General features: G+C 47.7%; 18 protein-coding genes. 8 read left to right on the top strand and 10 right to left on the bottom strand.

Annotated elements, in window-relative coordinates:
* Positions 1-49: 49 nt before the first annotated feature.
* Together rnhA and FHW36_RS08865 are read right to left on the bottom strand one after the other, a co-directional pair.
* Positions 50-511, bottom strand: a complete 462-nt coding sequence (gene rnhA, locus FHW36_RS08870; protein ID WP_145665828.1) for a ribonuclease HI — start codon at positions 509-511, stop codon at positions 50-52.
* A gap of 140 nt (positions 512-651) precedes the next feature.
* Positions 652-2,289 (bottom strand): acyl-CoA carboxylase subunit beta, encoded by a 1,638-nt coding sequence (locus FHW36_RS08865; RefSeq protein WP_145665825.1) that lies wholly within the window; start codon positions 2,287-2,289, stop codon positions 652-654.
* Positions 2,290-2,498: 209 nt separating this feature from the next.
* Here FHW36_RS08865 and FHW36_RS08860 point away from each other — a divergent pair, with 209 nt between their 5' ends.
* Positions 2,499-2,957, top strand: a complete 459-nt coding sequence (locus tag FHW36_RS08860; RefSeq protein WP_145665822.1) for a DinB family protein — start codon at positions 2,499-2,501, stop codon at positions 2,955-2,957.
* Here FHW36_RS08860 and FHW36_RS08855 read toward each other — a convergent pair.
* Positions 2,954-3,886, bottom strand: a complete 933-nt coding sequence (locus FHW36_RS08855; protein ID WP_145665819.1) for a bifunctional helix-turn-helix transcriptional regulator/GNAT family N-acetyltransferase — start codon at positions 3,884-3,886, stop codon at positions 2,954-2,956. The genes FHW36_RS08860 and FHW36_RS08855 overlap by 4 nt on opposite strands.
* Positions 3,887-4,094: 208 nt before the next feature.
* Here FHW36_RS08855 and FHW36_RS08850 point away from each other — a divergent pair, with 208 nt between their 5' ends.
* Positions 4,095-5,537: a sodium:solute symporter gene (locus FHW36_RS08850; RefSeq protein WP_145665817.1), complete on the top strand. Its 1,443-nt coding sequence runs from the start codon at positions 4,095-4,097 to the stop codon at positions 5,535-5,537.
* A 29-nt stretch (positions 5,538-5,566) separates the two neighbouring features.
* On the opposite strand, the gene FHW36_RS08845 is transcribed toward FHW36_RS08850, so the two are convergent.
* The gene (locus FHW36_RS08845) at positions 5,567-6,520 is read right to left on the bottom strand and encodes an ion channel (protein ID WP_145665814.1); all 954 of its coding nucleotides are present in this window, start codon (positions 6,518-6,520) and stop codon (positions 5,567-5,569) included.
* Positions 6,521-6,833: 313 nt separating this feature from the next.
* Positions 6,834-7,541: a DsbA family oxidoreductase gene (locus FHW36_RS08840; RefSeq protein ID WP_145665812.1), complete on the bottom strand. Its 708-nt coding sequence runs from the start codon at positions 7,539-7,541 to the stop codon at positions 6,834-6,836.
* A gap of 107 nt (positions 7,542-7,648) precedes the next feature.
* On the opposite strand from FHW36_RS08840, the gene FHW36_RS08835 reads away from it, so the two are divergent.
* Positions 7,649-8,032 (top strand): winged helix-turn-helix transcriptional regulator, encoded by a 384-nt coding sequence (locus FHW36_RS08835; RefSeq protein WP_145665810.1) that lies wholly within the window; start codon positions 7,649-7,651, stop codon positions 8,030-8,032.
* A gap of 28 nt (positions 8,033-8,060) precedes the next feature.
* Here FHW36_RS08835 and FHW36_RS08830 read toward each other — a convergent pair whose 3' ends face one another.
* Positions 8,061-8,987 carry an NADP-dependent oxidoreductase gene (locus FHW36_RS08830; RefSeq protein WP_145665807.1) on the bottom strand — a complete coding sequence of 309 codons (927 nt, stop codon included), beginning with the start codon at positions 8,985-8,987 and terminating at the stop codon, positions 8,061-8,063.
* Positions 8,988-9,091: 104 nt separating this feature from the next.
* Here FHW36_RS08830 and FHW36_RS08825 point away from each other — a divergent pair, with 104 nt between their 5' ends.
* Positions 9,092-10,423, top strand: coding sequence for a DEAD/DEAH box helicase (locus FHW36_RS08825; protein ID WP_145665804.1), 1,332 nt, complete (start codon positions 9,092-9,094; stop codon positions 10,421-10,423).
* Between the two features lie 59 nt (positions 10,424-10,482).
* On the opposite strand, the gene FHW36_RS08820 is transcribed toward FHW36_RS08825, so the two are convergent.
* Both FHW36_RS08820 and FHW36_RS08815 read right to left on the bottom strand, forming a co-directional pair.
* The gene (locus FHW36_RS08820; protein WP_145665801.1) at positions 10,483-11,265 is read right to left on the bottom strand and encodes a sterol desaturase family protein; all 783 of its coding nucleotides are present in this window, start codon (positions 11,263-11,265) and stop codon (positions 10,483-10,485) included.
* A gap of 91 nt (positions 11,266-11,356) precedes the next feature.
* Complete coding sequence (locus FHW36_RS08815; RefSeq protein WP_145665797.1) at positions 11,357-11,950, bottom strand: Crp/Fnr family transcriptional regulator; 594 nt, start codon at positions 11,948-11,950, stop codon at positions 11,357-11,359.
* 445 nt (positions 11,951-12,395) lie between these two features.
* On the opposite strand from FHW36_RS08815, the gene FHW36_RS08810 reads away from it, so the two are divergent.
* Genes FHW36_RS08810 through FHW36_RS08800 form a run of 3 tightly spaced genes read left to right on the top strand, consistent with a single transcriptional unit; the run spans position 12,396 to position 15,102 of the window.
* Positions 12,396-12,959, top strand: a complete 564-nt coding sequence (locus FHW36_RS08810; RefSeq protein ID WP_145665794.1) for an RNA polymerase sigma-70 factor — start codon at positions 12,396-12,398, stop codon at positions 12,957-12,959.
* A gap of 36 nt (positions 12,960-12,995) precedes the next feature.
* Positions 12,996-14,090 carry a FecR family protein gene (locus tag FHW36_RS08805; RefSeq protein WP_145665791.1) on the top strand — a complete coding sequence of 365 codons (1,095 nt, stop codon included), beginning with the start codon at positions 12,996-12,998 and terminating at the stop codon, positions 14,088-14,090.
* 31 nt (positions 14,091-14,121) lie between these two features.
* Positions 14,122-15,102 (top strand): helix-turn-helix transcriptional regulator, encoded by a 981-nt coding sequence (locus tag FHW36_RS08800; RefSeq protein WP_145665788.1) that lies wholly within the window; start codon positions 14,122-14,124, stop codon positions 15,100-15,102.
* A gap of 53 nt (positions 15,103-15,155) precedes the next feature.
* Here the strand turns inward: FHW36_RS08800 and FHW36_RS08795 are convergent, their stop codons facing one another.
* Positions 15,156-16,043: a LysR substrate-binding domain-containing protein gene (locus FHW36_RS08795; protein ID WP_145665785.1), complete on the bottom strand. Its 888-nt coding sequence runs from the start codon at positions 16,041-16,043 to the stop codon at positions 15,156-15,158.
* Positions 16,044-16,158: 115 nt separating this feature from the next.
* Between FHW36_RS08795 and FHW36_RS08790 the strand changes: the two genes are divergently transcribed.
* On the top strand, positions 16,159-17,421 hold the full coding sequence (locus FHW36_RS08790; protein ID WP_145665782.1) for an MFS transporter: 1,263 nt from the start codon (positions 16,159-16,161) through the stop codon (positions 17,419-17,421).
* On the opposite strand, the gene FHW36_RS08785 is transcribed toward FHW36_RS08790, so the two are convergent.
* Positions 17,404-19,839: a TonB-dependent receptor gene (locus FHW36_RS08785; protein ID WP_145665779.1), complete on the bottom strand. Its 2,436-nt coding sequence runs from the start codon at positions 19,837-19,839 to the stop codon at positions 17,404-17,406. The genes FHW36_RS08790 and FHW36_RS08785 overlap by 18 nt on opposite strands.
* Positions 19,840-19,864: the final 25 nt, after the last annotated feature.

Below are 19,864 nucleotides of genomic sequence, written 5' to 3'. Positions count from 1 at the left end.
TATCGTCAATGTTGGAGTAAACACCGTGTGATAGGGAGAGGAGGCTTATCTACCCGCAGGTGCGTTCAAATTCTTCATCTACCAGCCAATGGCCGCTGTCGGCTGCCGCTGTGGCCAATTCATCGCAGCGGTTATTGAATGGGTTACTGGCATGTCCCTTTACCCACTGCATTTTGACGCGGTGTTTTTTATAGAGTGGAATGAAACGAAGCCACAGATCCTTATTTTTCTTCTCTTTAAAGTTTGTTTTTACCCAACTCCATAGCCATCCTTTTTCTATACTATCTACTACATACTTGCTATCGGTAAAAACAGTCACAGTCAATCCCTCCTTTTTGAGAGCTTCCAGCGCTACGATTACTGCCAGTAACTCCATCCTGTTGTTGGTGGTTTTCCGGTATCCTTGTGACAACTCTTTGCGCAGACTACCCCATATCAATACTACTCCATATCCGCCCGGGCCAGGGTTACCACGGGATGCACCATCCGTATATACTACCAGTTCAGCCATATTTATTTTTAAAGAAGTGCTAAGGTAGGATAAATGGGGGAAAAGCGGAAAGCGGAAAGCTATTGTAGCGAATGACCAAAGCGTATTTTAACTATTCGCTAAGATCATTCGCTACAATAGCTTTCCGCTTTCTGCTTCTGCTACACCTGGAATACCCCCACGTTAAAGGCCTGTTCCACAGGCGCGTTGTTGGCGGCTTTAATTCCTTCCGCTATACGTATACGCGTATCAGCCGGATCGATGATTTCATCTACCCATAACCTGGCGGCTGCATAGTAAGGGGTTGTTTGTGCGGTATACTTATCGGTGATTTCCTTGAGCAGCCGTGCTTCTTCTTCTGGTGTAATTACTTCGCCTTTGGCTTTCAGGGAAGCTACCTGTATTTGTAATAATGTCTTCGCAGCCTGCTCTCCTCCCATCACCGCAATCTTGGCAGACGGCCATGCATAGATAAACCGGGGATCATAGGCCTTTCCACACATGGCGTAGTTGCCTGCTCCATAGGAGTTGCCAATGATGATCGTAATTTTCGGAACCACCGAATTGGCTACCGCATTTACCAGTTTAGCTCCATCTTTAATGATGCCGGCGTGTTCACTTCTGCTGCCTACCATAAACCCGGTAACATCCTGTAGGAATACCAGGGGGATTTTCTTTTGGTTACAGTTCATAATAAAGCGGGCGGCCTTATCGGCGCTGTCATTGTAAATAACACCGCCCATCTGCATTTCGCCTTTGCGGCTTTTCACAATCTTACGTTGGTTAGCCACAATACCCACTGCCCATCCGTCGATACGGGCATATCCGCACAAAATGCTTTTACCATAATCCTGTTTATACTGGTCAAATGCAGAATCATCTACCAGGCGTTCTATTACTTCCAGCATATCATAGGGACGGGTACTATCGGCCGGCAATACGCTATTTAGTTCCGCGGTTGGCTTGGCCGGCTCCACTGCCGCGATACGATCAAATCCGGCCTGGGCAGGCTGGCCTATTTTGCTAACAATTCGTTTTACCTGGTCCAGGCATTCTTCGTCTGATTTGAATTTATAGTCAGCAATACCGGAAATTTCGGTATGGGTAACGGCGCCGCCTAATGTTTCGGCATCTACCTCTTCTCCTATAGCGGCTTTCACCAGGTAAGGGCCGGCCAGGAAGATAGAGCCATTGCCTTCTACCATCAGTACTTCGTCGCTCATAATAGGCAGGTAGGCCCCTCCGGCCACACAGCTACCCATCACGGCTGCAATCTGGGTAATACCCATGGCGCTCATCCGCGCATTGTTGCGGAAGATGCGGCCAAAGTGTTCTTTATCGGGAAAAATTTCATCCTGCATAGGCAGAAACACTCCGGCGCTGTCTACCAGGTAAATGACCGGGAGATGGTTTTCCATCGCTATTTCCTGTAAACGCAGGTTCTTTTTACCGGTCATCGGAAACCAGGCCCCCGCCTTTACCGTCATGTCATTTGCTACGATCATGCATTGCCGCCCGCTTACATACCCGATACCCCCTACGGTACCGGCGGCAGGGCAACCTCCGTATTCATCGTACATATCATAGGCAGCAAAGGCGCCTATTTCCATAAAAGTGGTGTCCTTGTCGACCAGGTAGTCGATGCGTTCGCGCGCGGTGAGCTTGCCACGTTGCCGCACCTTTTCCAGGCTTTTTTTTCCTCCGCCCTGTTCAATCACTCCCAGGCGTTGTTTCATAGTACTGATCGCCATTCGCATGGCATCTTCATTTTTATTGGTTTCCAGTTGCTGCTGATCCATAACGATGGGTTTTATATTCTTTAAAAATAAGGGAAAGAATTCAGTAAATTACGAAGAGGGAGCTGCCTGTCTTCTGCCGGACTTCGTTGGTATTTTGATGAATATTATGATTACCGCGATTCTGTTCTTATTTATATAGCTGTATGCCGGTTATATGTATAGCATTTAAAAGAGATACAGATATCTTTTAAAAAATAAAATTCTTTTGTATGTCGTTAACGGAACATTTAGCCTCATCACTGGAAAAACTATACAACGGCGATCCCTGGATAGATGTCACTTTCCAGGAGCATTTGTCGCGTATAAATGCAGCCCAGGCTGTGCAACGCTTCGGCGGCTCCAACAATACCTGGGAGCTGGTTAATCACGTTATCTTCTGGCATCAACGGGTGCAACGGCATATGCACAATGAGGCCCCTGAGCAGGATGGAGATCTGCCTGATTTTTATATGCCTGAAAATCATGGGGAGGAAAACTGGCAGGCTACCATTCATCGGCTGGGACATTCTTTTGATATGATTACTATGGCTATCCGGAACTTCCCGGAGAAACTGCTGTTTGACACCATTCCCGGCACCGAACATACTGCCATCTACTATTTACAGGGACTGGCCGAACACGATGCCTATCACCTGGGGCAAATTGTGTTGTTACATAAATACGCCTAAAACAGGTCCATATCGTAACGTTGTTCATATAGTTGTTGTCCCCACAGCTGCAGGTGCTTTTCTCCTGTTTTGCGGAAGCCAGCCTTCTTATACAGGCTGATGGCAGCTTCCTGCATGCTGGTCGTCATCAGGTATACCTTCTGGTAATCTTTTTCCCGGCAGAAATCGAGGGCTTCCTGCAGCAAACGTTTTCCCAGTCCTTTGCCCCGGTAGTCGGGATGGATCAGGAACCAGCGCAGCTGCGCCAGGTGCCGGGAAGATCCCAGTATAGCCACGGCGCCCACCATCTGGTTATTGGCCGTAGCGATAAACATACGGTCTTTCGCCGGGTTGTAGGTGGGCAGGAACTCATAGAACGTTTTACAGACATAGCTTTCAAATTCCAGGTTGTACCCACATTCCCGGGCATACAAATGTCCGTGCAAGTAAATCAGGTATCCCACATCGCCGGGAAGCAGGTTATAACGGATATGGATATCTGAAGTTTCCCCACTTTCATCGTTCGACAACACCTGCTGGATGGTTTTCATGGCGCCGGTGATCTGTTGCTGCTCCTTTTCAGACAAGGGATCGGTCAACTGATGAATTTCCCGGGTCGATTTGTCCTCTAATTGTGCCATCAGTTTTTTCCCCGCGGCACTCAGCTGTAAGAAAAACGTACGTCCGTCGGCGGTAGATTGCTGTCTTAATAGCCAACCATTCTTTTCAAAGCGTTTCAACATGCGGCTCAGGTAGCCCCCATCTATCCTCAGAATACCGGTGAGCTGTCCGGCCGTACACTTTCCCAGCTGCCCGATTTCATATAATACCCGCACTTCCGATAGCGACAACTGGCTATCCAGGATATGCTGATTTAATAACCCGATCATGCCGGTATAAAACCGGTTAAAGCTGCGTACATCACTTACTACCTGGGAATTACTGGACATAGGAAGTTGTTTTTCAAACAAAAATACGCAAATAGTTGACATAGGCAAATAATTTATTTGCCTATGTCAACTATTTATTTTAGCCGGTTTTAGATCCTCGTTTACTGGTTTTCTGTTACCTATGAAGATAAATTTCCAGCAAATATTATATTTGCTACCTTCCCTTTGCTGTTCGGCAGCAAAAGGCCCTTATCACCAAATCAGATTTATGTCTCCGGGTTTATTATTTTCTTTTGTCATTGCTTACTTTGTCATCCTGTTGATCGTAGCATGGTATACAGGTCGTAATTCGAACAATGACTCTTTCTTTATCGGCAACCGTAACAGTAACTGGATGCTGGTGGCCTTTGGTATGATCGGTACCTCTTTGAGCGGGGTTACCTTTGTAAGCGTTCCTGGCGCCGTTGGGAAAGATGCTTTTTCCTACATGCAGATTACCCTGGGATACTTCATTGGCTATGTGACCATTGCCTATGTATTGATTCCCTTGTATTACCGGTTGCAGCTCACCTCTATTTATAATTACCTGGATACCCGGTTCGGTACCAAATCTTATAAAACCGGCGCTTCCTTCTTTATCCTGTCCCGCACCCTGGGCGCTACGGCGAGGTTATACCTGGTGGTACGCATTCTCCAGGATGCCATTCTTTCCAGCTTCGGGGTACCTTTCTGGGTCACCACGCTGGTCATCCTGATCATGATCCTCCTGTATACTTATGAAGGAGGGGTAAAAACCATTGTATACACGGACACCCTGCAAACCACCTGTATGCTGGCTGGCCTGGTCATATGCGTCGGCTTTATCCTGCACACCATGGATCTCAGCCTGGGGCAAAGCCTGAGTGCCATGCATGAACGGGGGTTGACCACTATTTTCAATACGGATCCCGATAGCAAGCTGTTTTTTATAAAACAGATACTGGCAGGCGCCTTCATCACCATTACGATGACCGGGCTTGACCAGGAGATGATGCAAAAAAACATCTCTGTAAAAACATTAAAGGATTCCAAGAAAAACATGGTATCACTGGCCTTTATCATGGTGATCGTGATCGGCCTGTTTCTCTTCCTGGGCGGCCTGCTCCACCTGTATGGCGCACAACAGCAGGTAACCGCTACGGGCGATAAGCTATTCCCTGAACTGGCCCTGCATCATATGCCGCCGGTGATTTCTGTAATCTTTATAATTGCCCTGATATCTGCACTGTTTCCCAGCGCAGATGGCGCCATGACAGCGCTCACCTCTTCCCTCTGCATCGATATACTGGACATGCAGCGGAGAAGCGACTGGTCGGAGGCAACCAAGAAGAAAGTGCGGCAGCGTATACACCTCCTGATGGCGTTCATCTTCCTGCTGTTCGTGATGGTATTTGAGTGGGTGAACAACCAGAGCATGATCGGCGTGATCCTGAAAGTGGCCACTTATACTTACGGCCCATTATTGGGGTTGTTTGCCTTTGGTATCCTGTTGAAACGTAAAGTAAACGACGCCCTGGTACCCCTGGTCTGCGTGGCGGCGCCCCTGCTGTGCTTAGTAGTAGATACTTACCAGTCCGTATTGTTTGGACATTTCCAGATAGGGCTGGAACTGTTGATCATAAATGGCTTCTTTACGTTTATAGGCTTGTTGCTGATATCACGTAAAGCATAAAAAATGCCCCATAAAATGGGGCATTTTTTTTAAACTTCCACTGTTTTATTCAGATGGTGCAACTCCAGCACCGTTGTTTTTCCATTATCACTTTCCCGGTACATCGGTACAAATTTCCGGTTGTATACAATTTCATCATAAGTGTAAGACGTGCGCTGTATAACGGTATTGGCATATACATCATTGAAACCTCTTACCGTTACATAAACCTCTACATCAGCTGTTTCCAGGTCATGGGAGGTAAATCCCTGCAGGGGACTTTCTTCATCAATAGGATGTACTACCGTCCAGTTCATAGACAGGGTTTCCACATGTCGCCGTTCCAGGGGCAGGGTATAAAACTTATATACCGCATTTCCATTTTCCTGCACCTGCAAGCCCAGGGTAACCAACACTTCTACATTGGTAAGCGTATGATTTTCCTTGTAGGAAGCGAAGCGGAACATCAGGGCGGTTTTGTCCTGGAAAGGGGCAATCACTGCATTGTCGCTAAACAACAGGTGTGCCCGGGGTTTCGAAAACCGGCCATAGATAAGACCTGTAGCCACCGCAAAGGATAGAAAGCCTGTCATGGCTTCAATAGCTGCCACCGTATTAGCCCCGTCACCTACCGGGTTTACCCGCCCATATCCTACCGTTGTAAAGGTTTCGGTGCTAAAAAAATAAATTTCCTTAAACCGTTGCCAGGGCGTTTTACCGATGATTCCCTGGAAATCGTCGTAACCGATCCACCAGTAAATACCGGAATATAGCAGGTTAATAGAAAAATAAAATAACAGGATCACGACTGCAAACTGCCAGGCGGGAACGTTCAGCAGTGCATGGTAAATATTGAAACGGTGCATAAACGACCGGCCTTCCCGGCGTATGTTAAAGCTCCCGTCGCGGTTAATAAAACGGCCACCGTAACCGTTGGCATTTACGCCAAAGCCGGTGTCGTTGTTTTGTCTTAAAAAAGGGTTGATTCTTTTCAGCAGCGCCATAAGATGGATAATTGTGATATAAAGCTAAGAAGAATATTTTTTTATAAGAAAGGTCATCTCCCGTCGGGAAGATGACCCTTTCAGCATTATTAGGTGGTTATTAAATTCCAAAATAGATGGTGACTTCATTCTCAAAATTAGTCAGCACCTTCTGACGCCATTTCTTTTTCATCCACTTGTAGTTTTTCACTTGTCAACACATTTGGTGTTACAAGCCGTCGAATTGTTTTTTCATGAAGAAAATTTGTTATGTAAATATAGCATAAAAAAGGGTTGGTTACGGCGTAACCAACCCCACTATACCAAAAACAACTTACTTACACTCTCCGTCCGGCGTACAAACTTGTCCTGATAAGGTTTCCAGCTCTACCACCGATTGTGTTTTCTTCCATTCATCGAAAGCCTGTCCCAGTGCCTGTGTAAAGGCATCTACCGGCTGGGCGCCGGATACGCCGTATTTACGGTCCAGTACAAAGAAAGGTACACCACGGATACCCAGTTGCTGCGCTTCATTTACATCCTGATTCACCGCGGCGGCAAATTCGCCGGATTGCAATACCGCGGCTACTTCGGCTTTATCGAGACCGATATCAGTGCCTATTTCCAGCAGGGTATCATGATTATTCATGTCTTTTCCTTCGGTGAAGTAGGCATAAAACAGGCGTTCTTCTGCCGCATCTCCTTTTCCATGCTTTTTAGCCAGCTGGATGAGGCGGTGAGCATCAAAAGAATTGGCTATTACGGCTTTGTCGAAGTTATAGGTGAGTCCCACTTCCCGGGCAGTATCGGTCATCTGGTTATGAATGGCTACTGACCATTCGCGGGATTGTCCTTTTATTTCCGCCAGGTAATCATATATATCTTTGCCTGGTTGGGATTTGAGGTCAGGATTCAGCTGGAAGCTCTTCCACTCCACTGTTACCTTGTCTTTACCGGGAAATTGTTCCAATGCCGCTTCAAATTTCCTTTTGCCGATATAGCAAAACGGACACATGATGTCGGACCATATTTCTACTTTCATTTTTATTTTTTTAGTGTTTGCTCCGCAAAGTTAAATACATTTGCTATCAAAAAGTAACCAGTTTCCAAAAGGTAAGTGCTTTACCGGGGGAAACCAAAGCGATATAAATGAAGAGTACAGGATTACTGGTGGATTGTGGCGCCCCGCCAACGGGCGACAGCCATACCGATTGTCATAAAGTGATCATGCCCGTAAGAGATGCGCTGGATGTGATCAGTGGAAAATGGAAACTGCCCATTATCATTGCCGTTTCCCGGGGGCATAACCGTTTCCGGGATATTGAACGCAGTATCCCTAAAATTACTTCGAAGGTGCTTTCCAAGGAGTTGAAAGACCTGGAAACGCATAAGCTCATCCGGAGAACCGTATATGATACGCAGCCGGTGCAGGTAGAATATACCCTGACTCCCTACGCCTCCACCCTGGAAAGCGTGATTGTAGCATTGCAACAATGGGGATTGCAGCACCGGAAGAAGATACTGGGAAAATAACTGCGGCGCCTGATGGCGCCGCTTTCGATTATATCTCTCCTATTTTCAGTACAATTTTTCCTCTCCCACTTCCTCCACTTTTACTGTATTCCTGGGCAGCAGCCGCTTCAGACAGGGAATGAAATACCCGGCGCACGTAAGGTTTTATCAGTCCCTTGTCCAATAACTCATGTACTGTTTTCATGGTAGCCAGCGTTTTAGTGCCTCCCCATACGGATCTGACGCCGGCAGCTTCCGCCATGGCCGGATCGGGCATATTGACGATGCTGATTAGCAATCCACCCGGTTTCAGCACTTTCATAGACCGTGCAGTCACATCGCCTCCCACGGTATCCAGTACGATATCTACCGGGTCCATCTGTGTTTCAAAAGGCGCGGCTTTGTAGTCGATCACCTCACTGGCGCCCAGCATAGCCACAAAATCGAGATTAGCCTCGCTGGCGGTAGCTATCACGTAGGCCCCCGCGTTATAGGCCAGTTGCACAGCAAAATGGCCTACGCCCCCCGCCCCACCATGTACCAGGATACGCTGGCCTTTGACCAGTCGCCCTACATCAAACAAGGCCCCCCAGGCGGTTCTGGCGCCGGCCATAGTAGCGGCTTCCTCGAAAGAAACCGTAGGCGGCTTACGGAACAATACTTCCGTAGACACGGTGGCATAGGTGGTATAGGAGCCATCTACGGACCCATACACCTCATCGCCTATTTTCAGGCCGTATACGCCTTCTCCCACGGCGGTAACAATGCCGGCCCCTTCTACACCGGGGATATAGGGCAGCGGATGCTGCATAAAGCCTTCTCTTACTTTCCAGTCGATCGGATTCACCCCGCTGGCGACTACTTTTATCAACACCTCATCTTTGGCCAGAACAGGCACCGGGATTTCCTCCAGTAGCAACTGTTCCGGACCTCCATAGGTGTGTACGCGGATAGCGGGTATGTGGAGGTTCTTCATAGCTTTTTTTTGCTAAGATACACCTTGCAGTCTGCCCGAAGCGGAAACCACCGGTCATAAAATTGAAAAAACTTACCTTTGCCGTTCATAATTATAGCTGTATCATGACTTTTGGTGATTTAAATCTTAACACCCCTTTATTAAACGCATTGGATGAACTGGGCTTAAGCAAGCCTACTACTATACAACAACGCGCATTTTCCGTGATCATGTCCGGCAAGGATGTATGCGGTATTGCACAAACAGGTACAGGTAAAACTTTTGCTTACCTGCTGCCCACGCTCCGGATGTTCAAGTTTTCAAAGGAAAAGTACCCCACTGTGCTGATCCTGGTACCTACCCGCGAGCTGGTACAGCAGGTGGTAGAATCGGTAAGGAGACTAACTCCCTACATGACTGTATCTGTGCTGGGCGTATATGGTGGCGTGAACATGAACCCGCAGATGGAAGCCGTAAAAGATAAACTGGATATCCTGGTGGCCACACCCGGACGCCTATACGACATCATTCTCAGCGGCGCCCTTAAAGTTAAATCCATTAAACGCCTGATCATCGATGAGGTTGATGAAATGCTGAATCTGGGCTTCCGTACGCAGCTGACCAATATTATGGACCTGCTGCCACCAAAAAGACAAAACCTGATGTTTTCCGCCACCATTACGGAAGACGTGGAGAAAATGATTAACACACATTTCGATGATCCTGTCAGGATAGAAGCAGCACCTACTGGCACTCCCTTGGAAAACATTGACCAGATCGTCTATAAAGTTCCCAACTTTTATACCAAGGTAAACCTGCTGGAACTGTTGATCACTGATGATGCCAGCATGACCAAGACCCTCATTTTCGTGGGAACAAAACAGCTGGCAGACGACCTGTATGAACAACTGATCAAAGAATTTCCCGACAAGGTGGGTATCATTCACTCTAATAAAGAACAGAACCATCGTTTTAATACCGTGCGTAAGTTCCAGTCGGGCGAAACTCGCTTCCTGATTGCGACCGATATTGTAGCCCGTGGATTGGATATTGCCGAAGTAACGCATGTCATCAACTTCGATACGCCGGAAGTACCGGAAAATTATATCCATCGTATAGGCAGAACCGGTAGGGCTGACAAAAAAGGGATTGCTATTCTGCTTACCAAAGATGCAGAAAAGGAAAACCTGGAACGCATAGAAAACCTGATGAACTACACCATCCCGGAACAGGCGTTACCAGCCGATCTTACTATTTCCGATGTATTAACGGAAGATGAAAAGCCGAAGGTGTTCATGCGTAATACGCTGGTGAAAGCCCCCAAACGGGAAGACGTGGGGCCTGCCTTCCACCAGAAGCTGGCTAAAAATATGAAGACCAACAAAAAGGTATCACATAAAGAAAAGATGATGCTGAAATACGGCAAGCCGAAGAAGCGGACGCCAAAGAAGAAATAAGATATAACGAACGTTCCTATATTAAAAATCCACCGCGGTGTGCGGTGGATTTTTTTATGCTAAGCCTTTATCGTTTGAGGGCCGAAACGCCGGGCCTGTACCAGGTCGTATTCTTTCACATAATCCGGATGTTCCGTACCCATGATCCGGTCCCATACCCGGAAATATAATCCGTAATTGCCCTTGAACTTCTTATGATGCAGGTTGTGGTGCACAGAGGTATTCAGCACCTCAAACCACCAGGTATAGCGGAAGTTTTCCGGCATTAGCTCATATCCGAGGTGACCATATACATTGATGATAAAACCGGAAATGGTAAACAGCAGTACGGTCAATGGATGCATGGGCATTACGCTGACGATTAACACCAATATCCCCCCTTCTGCTACCGCTTCCAGTACATGAAAGCTATAGGACGTCCATGGAGAGGGGTTGGTACTTTCGTGGTGTACCAGGTGGGTGCGTTTAAACAATTGCTTGTGGTGCAGCAACCGGTGCATCCAATAAAAGTAGGTATCATGTAAAATGAGACTGGCTACCAGGCTCACGCCTATATACCATAGGGGGAAATCGTTGAGGTGGTCATAAACGAGCGTAAATTTCCTCACTGGCGTAAAGAGCAATATCACGGTGATGATGGTGAATACCAGGGTACTTTGCATGGAATACCAGATTTCACGCAGGAAATCCTTTTTTGTGGCCTGCTTCAACTGGATCTTAAACCGGTTGAACCTGGCAGGCATCAACAAATAGAATAAAGTAAAAGGAATACCCGCCAGTAAAAAGTACCGAAGGGCCGACATGCTGAAAACCCGAATGCCTGCTTCAATAATTGATTTCATCGCCTTGTATATTTATCACCAAAAATAGCGCAAGGCAGTGGCAGCAGTGGTTTACAAAGGTTAATTTCCGGCGATAACAAAAGTTAATTTCCTATTTTCCCTTCTCCAGCATACGCTTACGGATACGGCTCAACGAAACCGGCGTAATACCCAGCATAGAGGCAATGTACTTGTCGGGCACCCGGTTTACCACATCGAAGCGTTCGGCCAGCAGGTTGCGGTAACGTTCTTCCGGGGAGAGCGTTACAAACGCCTCCATCATGGCCAGCGATTCCGACAGCATGCGCAGCAGGAAGAAATTGCGCAACGGTTCAAACTGAGGATACACTTTCATCACCTCTTCCAGTACGTCGTAGTCAATTTCCAGCAGGGTAACGTCTTCCAGCGCCCGGTACACAAAACGGGAAGGCTTCCGGTGGATGATCGTATCATGGGAAGCGATGAACTGCTTTTCCCAGCGCAGGAACAACGTGGCCTCATCGCCATTTTGCTTCAGCGTATAGGCGCGCATAATCCCCTTTTCAATATAGGCCAGCCGCCGGTCCTTATCTCCCTCCCGGATATAAGTTTCGTTCGCATGCAGCTTTACCTGCCGGGTAACGGCAAATAAAGGTGAGGAATCCGCCGGCAATACCCCCGACAGCTCAAATAGTAATTGCTGTAAACTACTGATCGATGCACTCATATTATTCCGTGCCTGTAAGGCAAACCGCTAATGTAAGTTTTATTATTCATTCTGAGCCTGGGGATTACCCCAAAGGATTATGCAGCATTATCTGCATACGCAGCCTCGTGGATGCGTTATCGCATTTGCCCGATCCCGCCCGTAGACGCAACCGGCGCTGGAGTACGGTTTTTATGATCAGGCGCATTTTATCAAAACATTTGGTACTATTGTACAAATGGCACCTGGCAAATTCCAATTGAACGATTTCCTGTTGCAAAACGCCGGAGAGGGGGTATTAGATTCACCTGAATAACAAATCATTAACAAATCAGGGGCAAAAATAGAAATCCGTGTTATTGATTGCGCCGAATATACCATAAGGCATGTTAATGCATTGTTACCAAAGCAGTTGTCTTCTGGGGGAACCTACCGCCGTTGTTACCATTATCAACTAAATCCCATCATGAGTGCATCTATCAACGATAATGATGAATTGCTTGCACAACTGAAGACGGGCAGTCTTGAAGCTTTTCAGCACTTTTATACTACCTACCGGCATTGGCTGTACGTAGCGGCCTACTCTATCATAAAAAATGAGGCAGAAGCACAGGAGCTGGTACAGGACCTGTTTGTCGATTTCTGGCAGAAGGGGCTGGGGATGCGAATTGACCTGAATACTACCAGCTCATTGAGGAATTTTTTATTTGTCAGCATCCGGAACCGCTGCCTCAATAAAATTGCCAAAGACGCTACCCGGAAAAAGAGATTAAAGGATATTTTTATTTCAGATACTTACACGCTCCCGTCCAACGGTTTGGAGAACAATGAATTGCGGGAGCAGCTGGAATCAGCCATCAGCCGCCTGCCCGAACGCCAGTCCATGGCTTTCCGGCTTGCCTACCAGGAACATAAAACCCGCAAGGAAATAGCTGCGGAGATGGCCACCAGTGAAGAAACAGTGAAAAAACAAGTCGCCAATGCGCTGAAAACGTTACGGGCTTCTTTAAAAAAAATTCTCTTTTTTTAATACCCCGTGCCATTTAAAAATCGGTTAATAGTGTACATGAACAGCGCAGAAGAAATATACAGGTTAATGACAGAAAAGATTGCGGGGCTTATTTCCGCAACGGACGACCAATGGTTGGAGGATCTGATCGAATCAGATCCGGAAGTACGGGAAAAATGGATACAGCTTTCGGCCATCCAGGTGCCGCCTCCCCCCGATCCCTGGATAGAAATCATTGATTTCAAACCCAGGAGGTCTATTTATCGCAGGATACTGCCTTGGGCTGCTGCCGCAGCTGTATTGGCGCTGGTATCACTGACCGCGTGGAAATGGAACTTCCTGTTTCCCCCCAAACCCGCTCCTATCGCTAAAATCAATACAGACGTGCTGTTACAGGTAGCCGGGCAGCCTACTATCAACCTCAGCCAGTCATCCGGAGCCGTCACTATAGGCGGTCATTCCATTCCGAATAAAAACAACACGTTGTTCCTCAACGCAGTCGACCAGCTCCCGGAAGGAATGAACACGCTGATCGTTCCCCCGGGGAAAAGCTATGAGGTAGCGCTCCCCGATGGCTCGGTCGTGAACCTTAATGCCTCCACCCGTATGGATTTCAGCTTTGCCACGACAGTACCCGGACGGGAAATTACCCTCAACGGCGAGGCTTATCTCAAAATAGCGCGACAACCCAACCGGCCTTTCCTGGTACACCTGCCCAACAGCACAGTGGAAGTACTAGGTACCAGCTTTAATATCAACAGCTACGACAGCAGCATGGTAAAAGTATCGCTGGTAGACGGAAAGGTAAGAATGAAAGCCGGCAAGAAAACCGTGACGATGAAACCCGGTCAGCAAGCCATTTTCAACAAGCAGGCAGCCACACTTGATACGCAACCATTTAATGCCACCGTAGAATTGAGCTGGCAAAAAGGATTGTATTGTTTTTCAAACACGCACCTCGACGAAATTTGCCAGTCCGTTTTCCGCTGGTATGGCGTAAAAGCTGTGCTGGACAAGCCCGAACTGGCGTCGCGGACATTTACCGGCCTGCTGGACAAGAGTACCTCCATGAGCTTTTTCCTGGAAGGTATCAAAGCCACCACCGGCACCGATTACTATTTTACAGCAGACAGCACCCTACACTTTAAATAACCGAAAATCTCAAATCTATTAACCATTCCAAATGCAACAATCTGCGACCAAAGAACTAAGGATCGTCCGTGGCGATACCCGGTACACCACTTATGAACATATACCCAGCTATGTACATCCCTTGCTGGTTCCCAATGCTAAATGCTTTACAGATGTTGACGAAAACGGTATGGTGATCGACCAGCAGATCCTGGAATCGGAAGACTGGGCCATCTACTATCATTTTATTCACCTGGCAGAAGGGGTACACCTGGATACGGTACTTCCGTTCGACTATGCGCTGCCGGCCCATGTATCTGGGTTTACTGAAAATAATCCTGCCATGCCCATGCGTATGCGGCTCAGGAAAAAAGCAGTGAAAGCCTCGCCGGATGCTCCCGAAGTGCCGGCAGATGAGAAAGAATTTATCCTCAGTTTCCATGTTAATTTTAATCGCTACTCCCTCAAAAAAATGTCGGCGCTATTCCCGGCATTTAAAATTATTGATGCCATAGGCCTGGAAGAAACCCGAAAACCTTCGCATAACCGGCCATTCCAGCTAAACTTTGTCAGTTACCACGTGATGCAGCGGATTTGCAACTGCAAGTATATTGGAAAAGCATCTGATATTTTCCTGGAGCGGAATGCACTTGATTTTTATCTCACCTATCTGCATTTCCTTCAAAACAAGCCGCCCATTATGCTCGAAGAAAGCTATCAGCAGCAGTTGACGGAGATTGCCACTTTTGTACAGCAGCATCCGCTGGAAGCTGTCAGTAAAGAAGCGCTTTGCCAACGCTTTAAGGTAGTGCCCGAGTTCCTGGAAGCGCCATTTGAACAACAATTCCTGGTTACTGTAGAACAACTGATTGAACAGGAGAAAATGGCCTGCCTCTTTAAAATGATTGCGGAAACTGATTATTCACTGACGCATATCGCTGCTGTAAGCCAATATAGTAGCCGGGAAGAAATGACACAGGCATTTGGAAAATATTACCGCTGCGTCGTTGCCGACCTGCGGATGGCACAATAACGCTTTGTGTGGTCACCCGGCAGTGGCCCATGCTGCTGCTGAGTGCCGCTTATCTATTTCTCGATATCCGGCAACGCCTTCAATAGCTCTTGTATGAATAAGTGGGCCGCCTTTTTCCGGTACGTACCTTTCTGCCAGATGATATAGGCGCGACGCTGCAGTTCCCTGCCCTCAATAGGGATAGCCACCAGGTTTTTCCAGCCCAGCAAGGCCCGCTCATTCAACAAAGTGGCCCAATGTCCTTTTTCTACCAGCGACAGGATGGAATGTACGTCGTTCATTTCAATACGCACTGCCGGCTGGATATTATTCCTTTGCAATACCTCGTCCAGCGAATCCCGGGCGCTAAAACCGCGCGACGGGAAAATAAGGTCCATCCCGGTGAGCCGCCGCAGCGGTATCTTCTTCAGGGAGGCCAACTTATTCTTGCGCGAAACTGCCACCACCATCTTAGAGCGGAACAACTCCAGCATCTCCAGGTCGTTATTAAAAGTCTCCTGGTGAAAAGCCAGCACCAGATCCAGTTCTGATGCCCTTAACTTAGTCTCCAGTGATTGGGTAGTGCCATACTCCACATACATGCGGATACCCGGATATTGCACAGGGAAAGTAGCCAGGGCGGGCAACAGGAAAGAGGTAAAGGCATAGGTAACGCCTATACGTAAATCACCGCTCAACAGCTGCTGTAAATCCTGTATCGCCTGTTTACCCTTTTCTACTTCCAGCAGTATTTGCCGGGCATGCAGGAGGAATACGCCGCCTGCTTCCGTAAGACTAACATGCTTGCCTATACGATCAAATAGCGGCATACCCAGCTCATTTTCCAGTTGGCGGATTTGCTGCGACAAAGTCGACTGCGTGATGTACAGGGTAGCGGCGGCCTCCGTGAAATGGGATAGCTCCGCTGCTTTTACGAAATAACTCAGCTGCCTTAATTCCATGCATCAATCGGTTTTATCAATCAATATCATTAAAACAATCTATTTAACAAATATATCCAACTTCCCGAAATTTGCACCGAAATAAATGACTAACGATCTTAAACAGTGTGGAATAATGGATGCTTTTCGTGCTTTAAAATCCCGGAATTTCCGGCTCTTCTTCTACGGACAATCAATCTCCCTTATAGGTACCTGGATGCAAAAAACGGCGGTATGCTGGCTGGTATACCGGCTTACTAACTCGGCGGTATTGCTGGGAGTTGTAAGCTTTGTAAGCCTGATCCCTTCCCTTTTTTTATCGCCTTATGCGGGCAGTTACATCGACCGGCATAACCGCTACCGGGTACTGGTTATCACACAGGTGATTTCCATGTTGCAGGCAGGCGCCCTGGCAGGTATGATTTTACTCAAATATTATAATATCCCTGGTATCATTTTCCTGTCGCTCGTACAGGGCATTATCAATGCCTTTGATGTCACCTGCAGGCAATCGCTGATGGTGGAAATGGTGGAGCAGCGGGAAGATCTGCCCAACGCGATTGCGCTCAATTCCACCATGTCCAACTTTGCCCGCATTGCCGGCCCGGCGCTGGCGGGTATTATACTCAGCGCCTTCGGAGAAGACTTCTGTTTTCTCAGCAACTTCCTCAGCTATGTACCGGTATTGATTTCGTTGTGGATGATGAAAATCACCCTGCCGGTCATCGTAAAATCCGACCGGAGTATATGGGTCGAACTACGGGAAGGTTTCGATTATATTGCTGGCGATAAAGACTTATCCTCGTTGTTGCTGATGTTGTGTGCCAGCAGCCTGCTGGTCATTCCCTTCAATACCCTGATGCCGGTATTTGCCAAAGATATTTTTAATGGAGATGCAAAAACTTTCAGTTGGTTTGAGAGCGCTGCGGGACTGGGTTCCATCGCTTCCGCAATTTACATGGCCAAACTGAAACCCAATAAAGACCTTATAAAAATCCTGATCACTGCCAGTTTGATCTTTTCGCTGAGCGTGCTGCTGCTGGCCTTTTCCGGTTGGCTACCGCTGGCGCTCCTCTTCATGACGCTTTCGGGAGTGGGCATGATGGCACAAACAGCCAGTATCAATACTTACATACAAACCCACGCCATTCCTACTATGCGCGCCAGGGCGATCAGCTATTATATCATGGCCTTTCAGGGCATTATCCCGGTGGGAAGTTTACTAACAGGGTTATTATCTCACCTGATCGGACCCCGGTTGACCGTACTCATAGCGGGTTTAGCGGGAGCCGTAGCCACCGTGGTATTTGTTAACTACCGTAAAAAAATCAGCACCACCGTGTACCCCGTACAAGATGGTGCTGGTATAACAACGCCTTCCTTAAAACTTAAAGGATAAGCTGCCGGTAACGCTTCTGAGTTTCTGCGGATTTACAGTGGTATAACCAATCCAATAATGCTGATTCGCGAGATTGTCCATTTTCAATGCTACCCTGAAACGCGGCTGATCATAAAATACGCTGGCATTTAATACGGTGTATGCCGGCAGGATGAAAGTCCCCACCGTTCTATCATTCAGTACCTTATTATCACTGGCATAGTTGCCGCCAAAGCCCGCTCCCAGCCCTTTCGCAGCGCCGGCAGACAAGCGGTAACTGATCCAGAGATTGGCCACCGTGGGCGCTCCTGCAGTACCGGGACGAAGTCCTTCCACCTCCTTGGCGGCGGCTTCGTATTTCGCATCATTATAGGCAAATCCAGCTACGATATTTAGTCCCTGCAAAGGATTGGCAATGACTTCTGCCTCTATCCCCTTACTCACCTGGGTACCATCCTGCACGGAGAAATTAGGATTGGCCAAATCCGGACGCAATACATCTTTCACCTTGATATAGTAATAGCTGACCGTACTGTTGATCCGTCCATTCAACCATTGCAATTTCACGCCACCTTCCAGCTGGTTAGCCTGTTCCGGCTTAAAAGGCTTACCGTTGGCGGCATTGCCCACCTGGTTGGTAAAACCATTCTGATAATTACCGAACAGCGACAGCCGGTCTTTCAGCGGCTCATATACGATCCCGAATTTGGGAGAGAAAGAAGCCTGGTTATAACTTCCCTCATAAACGCCTTTTACCTCATTATAGCTGCCTTTATTATCAAAGTAGTCGATACGCAGGGCAGCCAATACCATCAGGTTATCGGTGATATTAAGCAGGTCTGACGCATACGCGCTATACGTATTGCTGATGGTGCGCACCGGGAAAGTAAACGACAACCCATGCCGGGCATACAAAGTATCCAGGTTGCGGCGGTTGAAGTTACCATAGGCCGGAATATCGCCATGGGAAGGAATCGTATCATATGTATTACCGCCAAAGAACTGGTTGGAATGATGATGGAAATAGTCCAATCCGCCTACAAAACGATTCCGTAGGCTACCGATGTGGAAGTCGCCATTGAAATTCTGCTGTATCTCCACAATAGCATCCCGGCTGTTGTCGGTAAACTGGTCATTGCGGGAGATATAATTACTCCCCGATGCTCCTGCTACCCCGGTAGCTGCAGCATCGGACAAGAGATAAAAATAAGGCGACGGGCCATCAGAAAAACTGTTGGTAGAGCTGATATTAGTACTCATGTTCCATTGCTCCGAAATTTTATATTTCATAAGTCCGAATATATTGGTGTTGCGGGCGGTCTGAAACAAGTTGCTGTTAGCGTAAGAACGTTTGTAATCGATCTTTAGCTGGTCGGCCCGATCGGTGCCCAACGCGGATACCGGCTGCATATACGGGAAGAAAAATACACCCAGGCCCGTATTTTGCCCGGTGGAAAATTCGGCATCAAATAAGAAAGATAAGCGGTCGTTGACGCGGTAAGACAGGCTGGGCGCCAACGCCAGGTTCCTGGAAAAGCCATAGTCCTGCCAGCTGCCTTCGTAGTTATAGGCGGCATTTAAGCGAAACAGCACATCTTTTTCTTTGTCCAACGGCGTATTGATATCAGCGCTGATGCGGTTAAAGCCGTAACTGCCCATGGAATAGGTAACATCGCCGCCAAAACGATCATACGGCTTTTTAGTGACGCGGTTAATCAATCCGCCGTAAGAGGTGAGTGCATTACCAAACAGCGTGGCAGATGGACCTTTTATCACCTCTACTTGTTCCAGGTTATAGGCATCGATCCGGGCGGTTACATTTCCCGCGAGACCGTTGCGCAGTTTACTTTGCACAATAAATCCACGGAGGTTATAATAAGCGCCACCATCGCCGCCCCTGCCGGTAGCATCCCACATGCGGGTAAGGCCGGGTGCATTTTTCAGGGCATCATCTACCGAAAAAACTACCTGCTGCTGCAACAGGTCTTTCGTAATGGTACTGTACACCTGTGGGTTTTCAATATTCTTCAGCGGCATTTTAGCCACATCTTCGCTGAAAGTACGCACCAGTTTATTGTGGTTGCCGGTAACCACCACTTCCCGGAGGGCCTTGCTGGACACGGCCAGCTGGATCCTGATATGGGTGGCCTTGCCGGCATTGACCACCACCGTTTCTTCAATGGGCTGATATCCCATGAGGGTAACGCTCAGATGATAATTACCGGGTTTGAGATGTTCGAATATAAAAGTGCCGTCTGCTTCCGACACAGCGGCCTCGTTAGTTTCTGTAATGCGAATAACTACATCTGTGGCGGATTTTCCATCTACGGTCACCACCTTTCCTTTAACGGATCCGCCATGTTCCTCTTCGGCAAGGAGGAATTTCGGAATGGAAAGGAGTACTACCCATATTATTAAGAAGCCGGTCTGCCTGATCATATATTGCTTTTTTTTCGCAAGATAT

It is taken from the genome of Chitinophaga polysaccharea (genome assembly GCF_007829335.1).
Classification (GTDB): domain Bacteria; phylum Bacteroidota; class Bacteroidia; order Chitinophagales; family Chitinophagaceae; genus Chitinophaga; species Chitinophaga polysaccharea_B.
The sequence above is the reverse complement of the archived record's forward strand: the minus strand, read 5'-3'. Positions and strand labels throughout refer to the sequence as shown.

What these genes read in the sequence shown, in the direction of transcription:
- FHW36_RS08855 (WP_145665819.1), bottom strand. Translation starts at nt 3,886, where the DNA reads ATGTCCAGTAATTCCCAGGTAGTAAGTGATGTACGCAGCTTTAACCGG.
- FHW36_RS08835 (WP_145665810.1), top strand. Translation starts at nt 7,649, where the DNA reads ATGAAGAGTACAGGATTACTGGTGGATTGTGGCGCCCCGCCAACGGGC.
- FHW36_RS08785 (WP_145665779.1), bottom strand. Translation starts at nt 19,839, where the DNA reads ATGATCAGGCAGACCGGCTTCTTAATAATATGGGTAGTACTCCTTTCC.
- FHW36_RS08805 (WP_145665791.1), top strand. Translation starts at nt 12,996, where the DNA reads ATGAACAGCGCAGAAGAAATATACAGGTTAATGACAGAAAAGATTGCG.
- FHW36_RS08850 (WP_145665817.1), top strand. Translation starts at nt 4,095, where the DNA reads ATGTCTCCGGGTTTATTATTTTCTTTTGTCATTGCTTACTTTGTCATC.
- FHW36_RS08840 (WP_145665812.1), bottom strand. Translation starts at nt 7,541, where the DNA reads ATGAAAGTAGAAATATGGTCCGACATCATGTGTCCGTTTTGCTATATC.
- FHW36_RS08795 (WP_145665785.1), bottom strand. Translation starts at nt 16,043, where the DNA reads ATGGAATTAAGGCAGCTGAGTTATTTCGTAAAAGCAGCGGAGCTATCC.
- rnhA (WP_145665828.1), bottom strand. Translation starts at nt 511, where the DNA reads ATGGCTGAACTGGTAGTATATACGGATGGTGCATCCCGTGGTAACCCT.
- FHW36_RS08810 (WP_145665794.1), top strand. Translation starts at nt 12,396, where the DNA reads ATGAGTGCATCTATCAACGATAATGATGAATTGCTTGCACAACTGAAG.
- FHW36_RS08830 (WP_145665807.1), bottom strand. Translation starts at nt 8,987, where the DNA reads ATGAAGAACCTCCACATACCCGCTATCCGCGTACACACCTATGGAGGT.
- FHW36_RS08820 (WP_145665801.1), bottom strand. Translation starts at nt 11,265, where the DNA reads ATGAAATCAATTATTGAAGCAGGCATTCGGGTTTTCAGCATGTCGGCC.
- FHW36_RS08865 (WP_145665825.1), bottom strand. Translation starts at nt 2,289, where the DNA reads ATGGATCAGCAGCAACTGGAAACCAATAAAAATGAAGATGCCATGCGA.
- FHW36_RS08790 (WP_145665782.1), top strand. Translation starts at nt 16,159, where the DNA reads ATGGATGCTTTTCGTGCTTTAAAATCCCGGAATTTCCGGCTCTTCTTC.
- FHW36_RS08845 (WP_145665814.1), bottom strand. Translation starts at nt 6,520, where the DNA reads ATGGCGCTGCTGAAAAGAATCAACCCTTTTTTAAGACAAAACAACGAC.
- FHW36_RS08800 (WP_145665788.1), top strand. Translation starts at nt 14,122, where the DNA reads ATGCAACAATCTGCGACCAAAGAACTAAGGATCGTCCGTGGCGATACC.
- FHW36_RS08815 (WP_145665797.1), bottom strand. Translation starts at nt 11,950, where the DNA reads ATGAGTGCATCGATCAGTAGTTTACAGCAATTACTATTTGAGCTGTCG.
- FHW36_RS08860 (WP_145665822.1), top strand. Translation starts at nt 2,499, where the DNA reads ATGTCGTTAACGGAACATTTAGCCTCATCACTGGAAAAACTATACAAC.
- FHW36_RS08825 (WP_145665804.1), top strand. Translation starts at nt 9,092, where the DNA reads ATGACTTTTGGTGATTTAAATCTTAACACCCCTTTATTAAACGCATTG.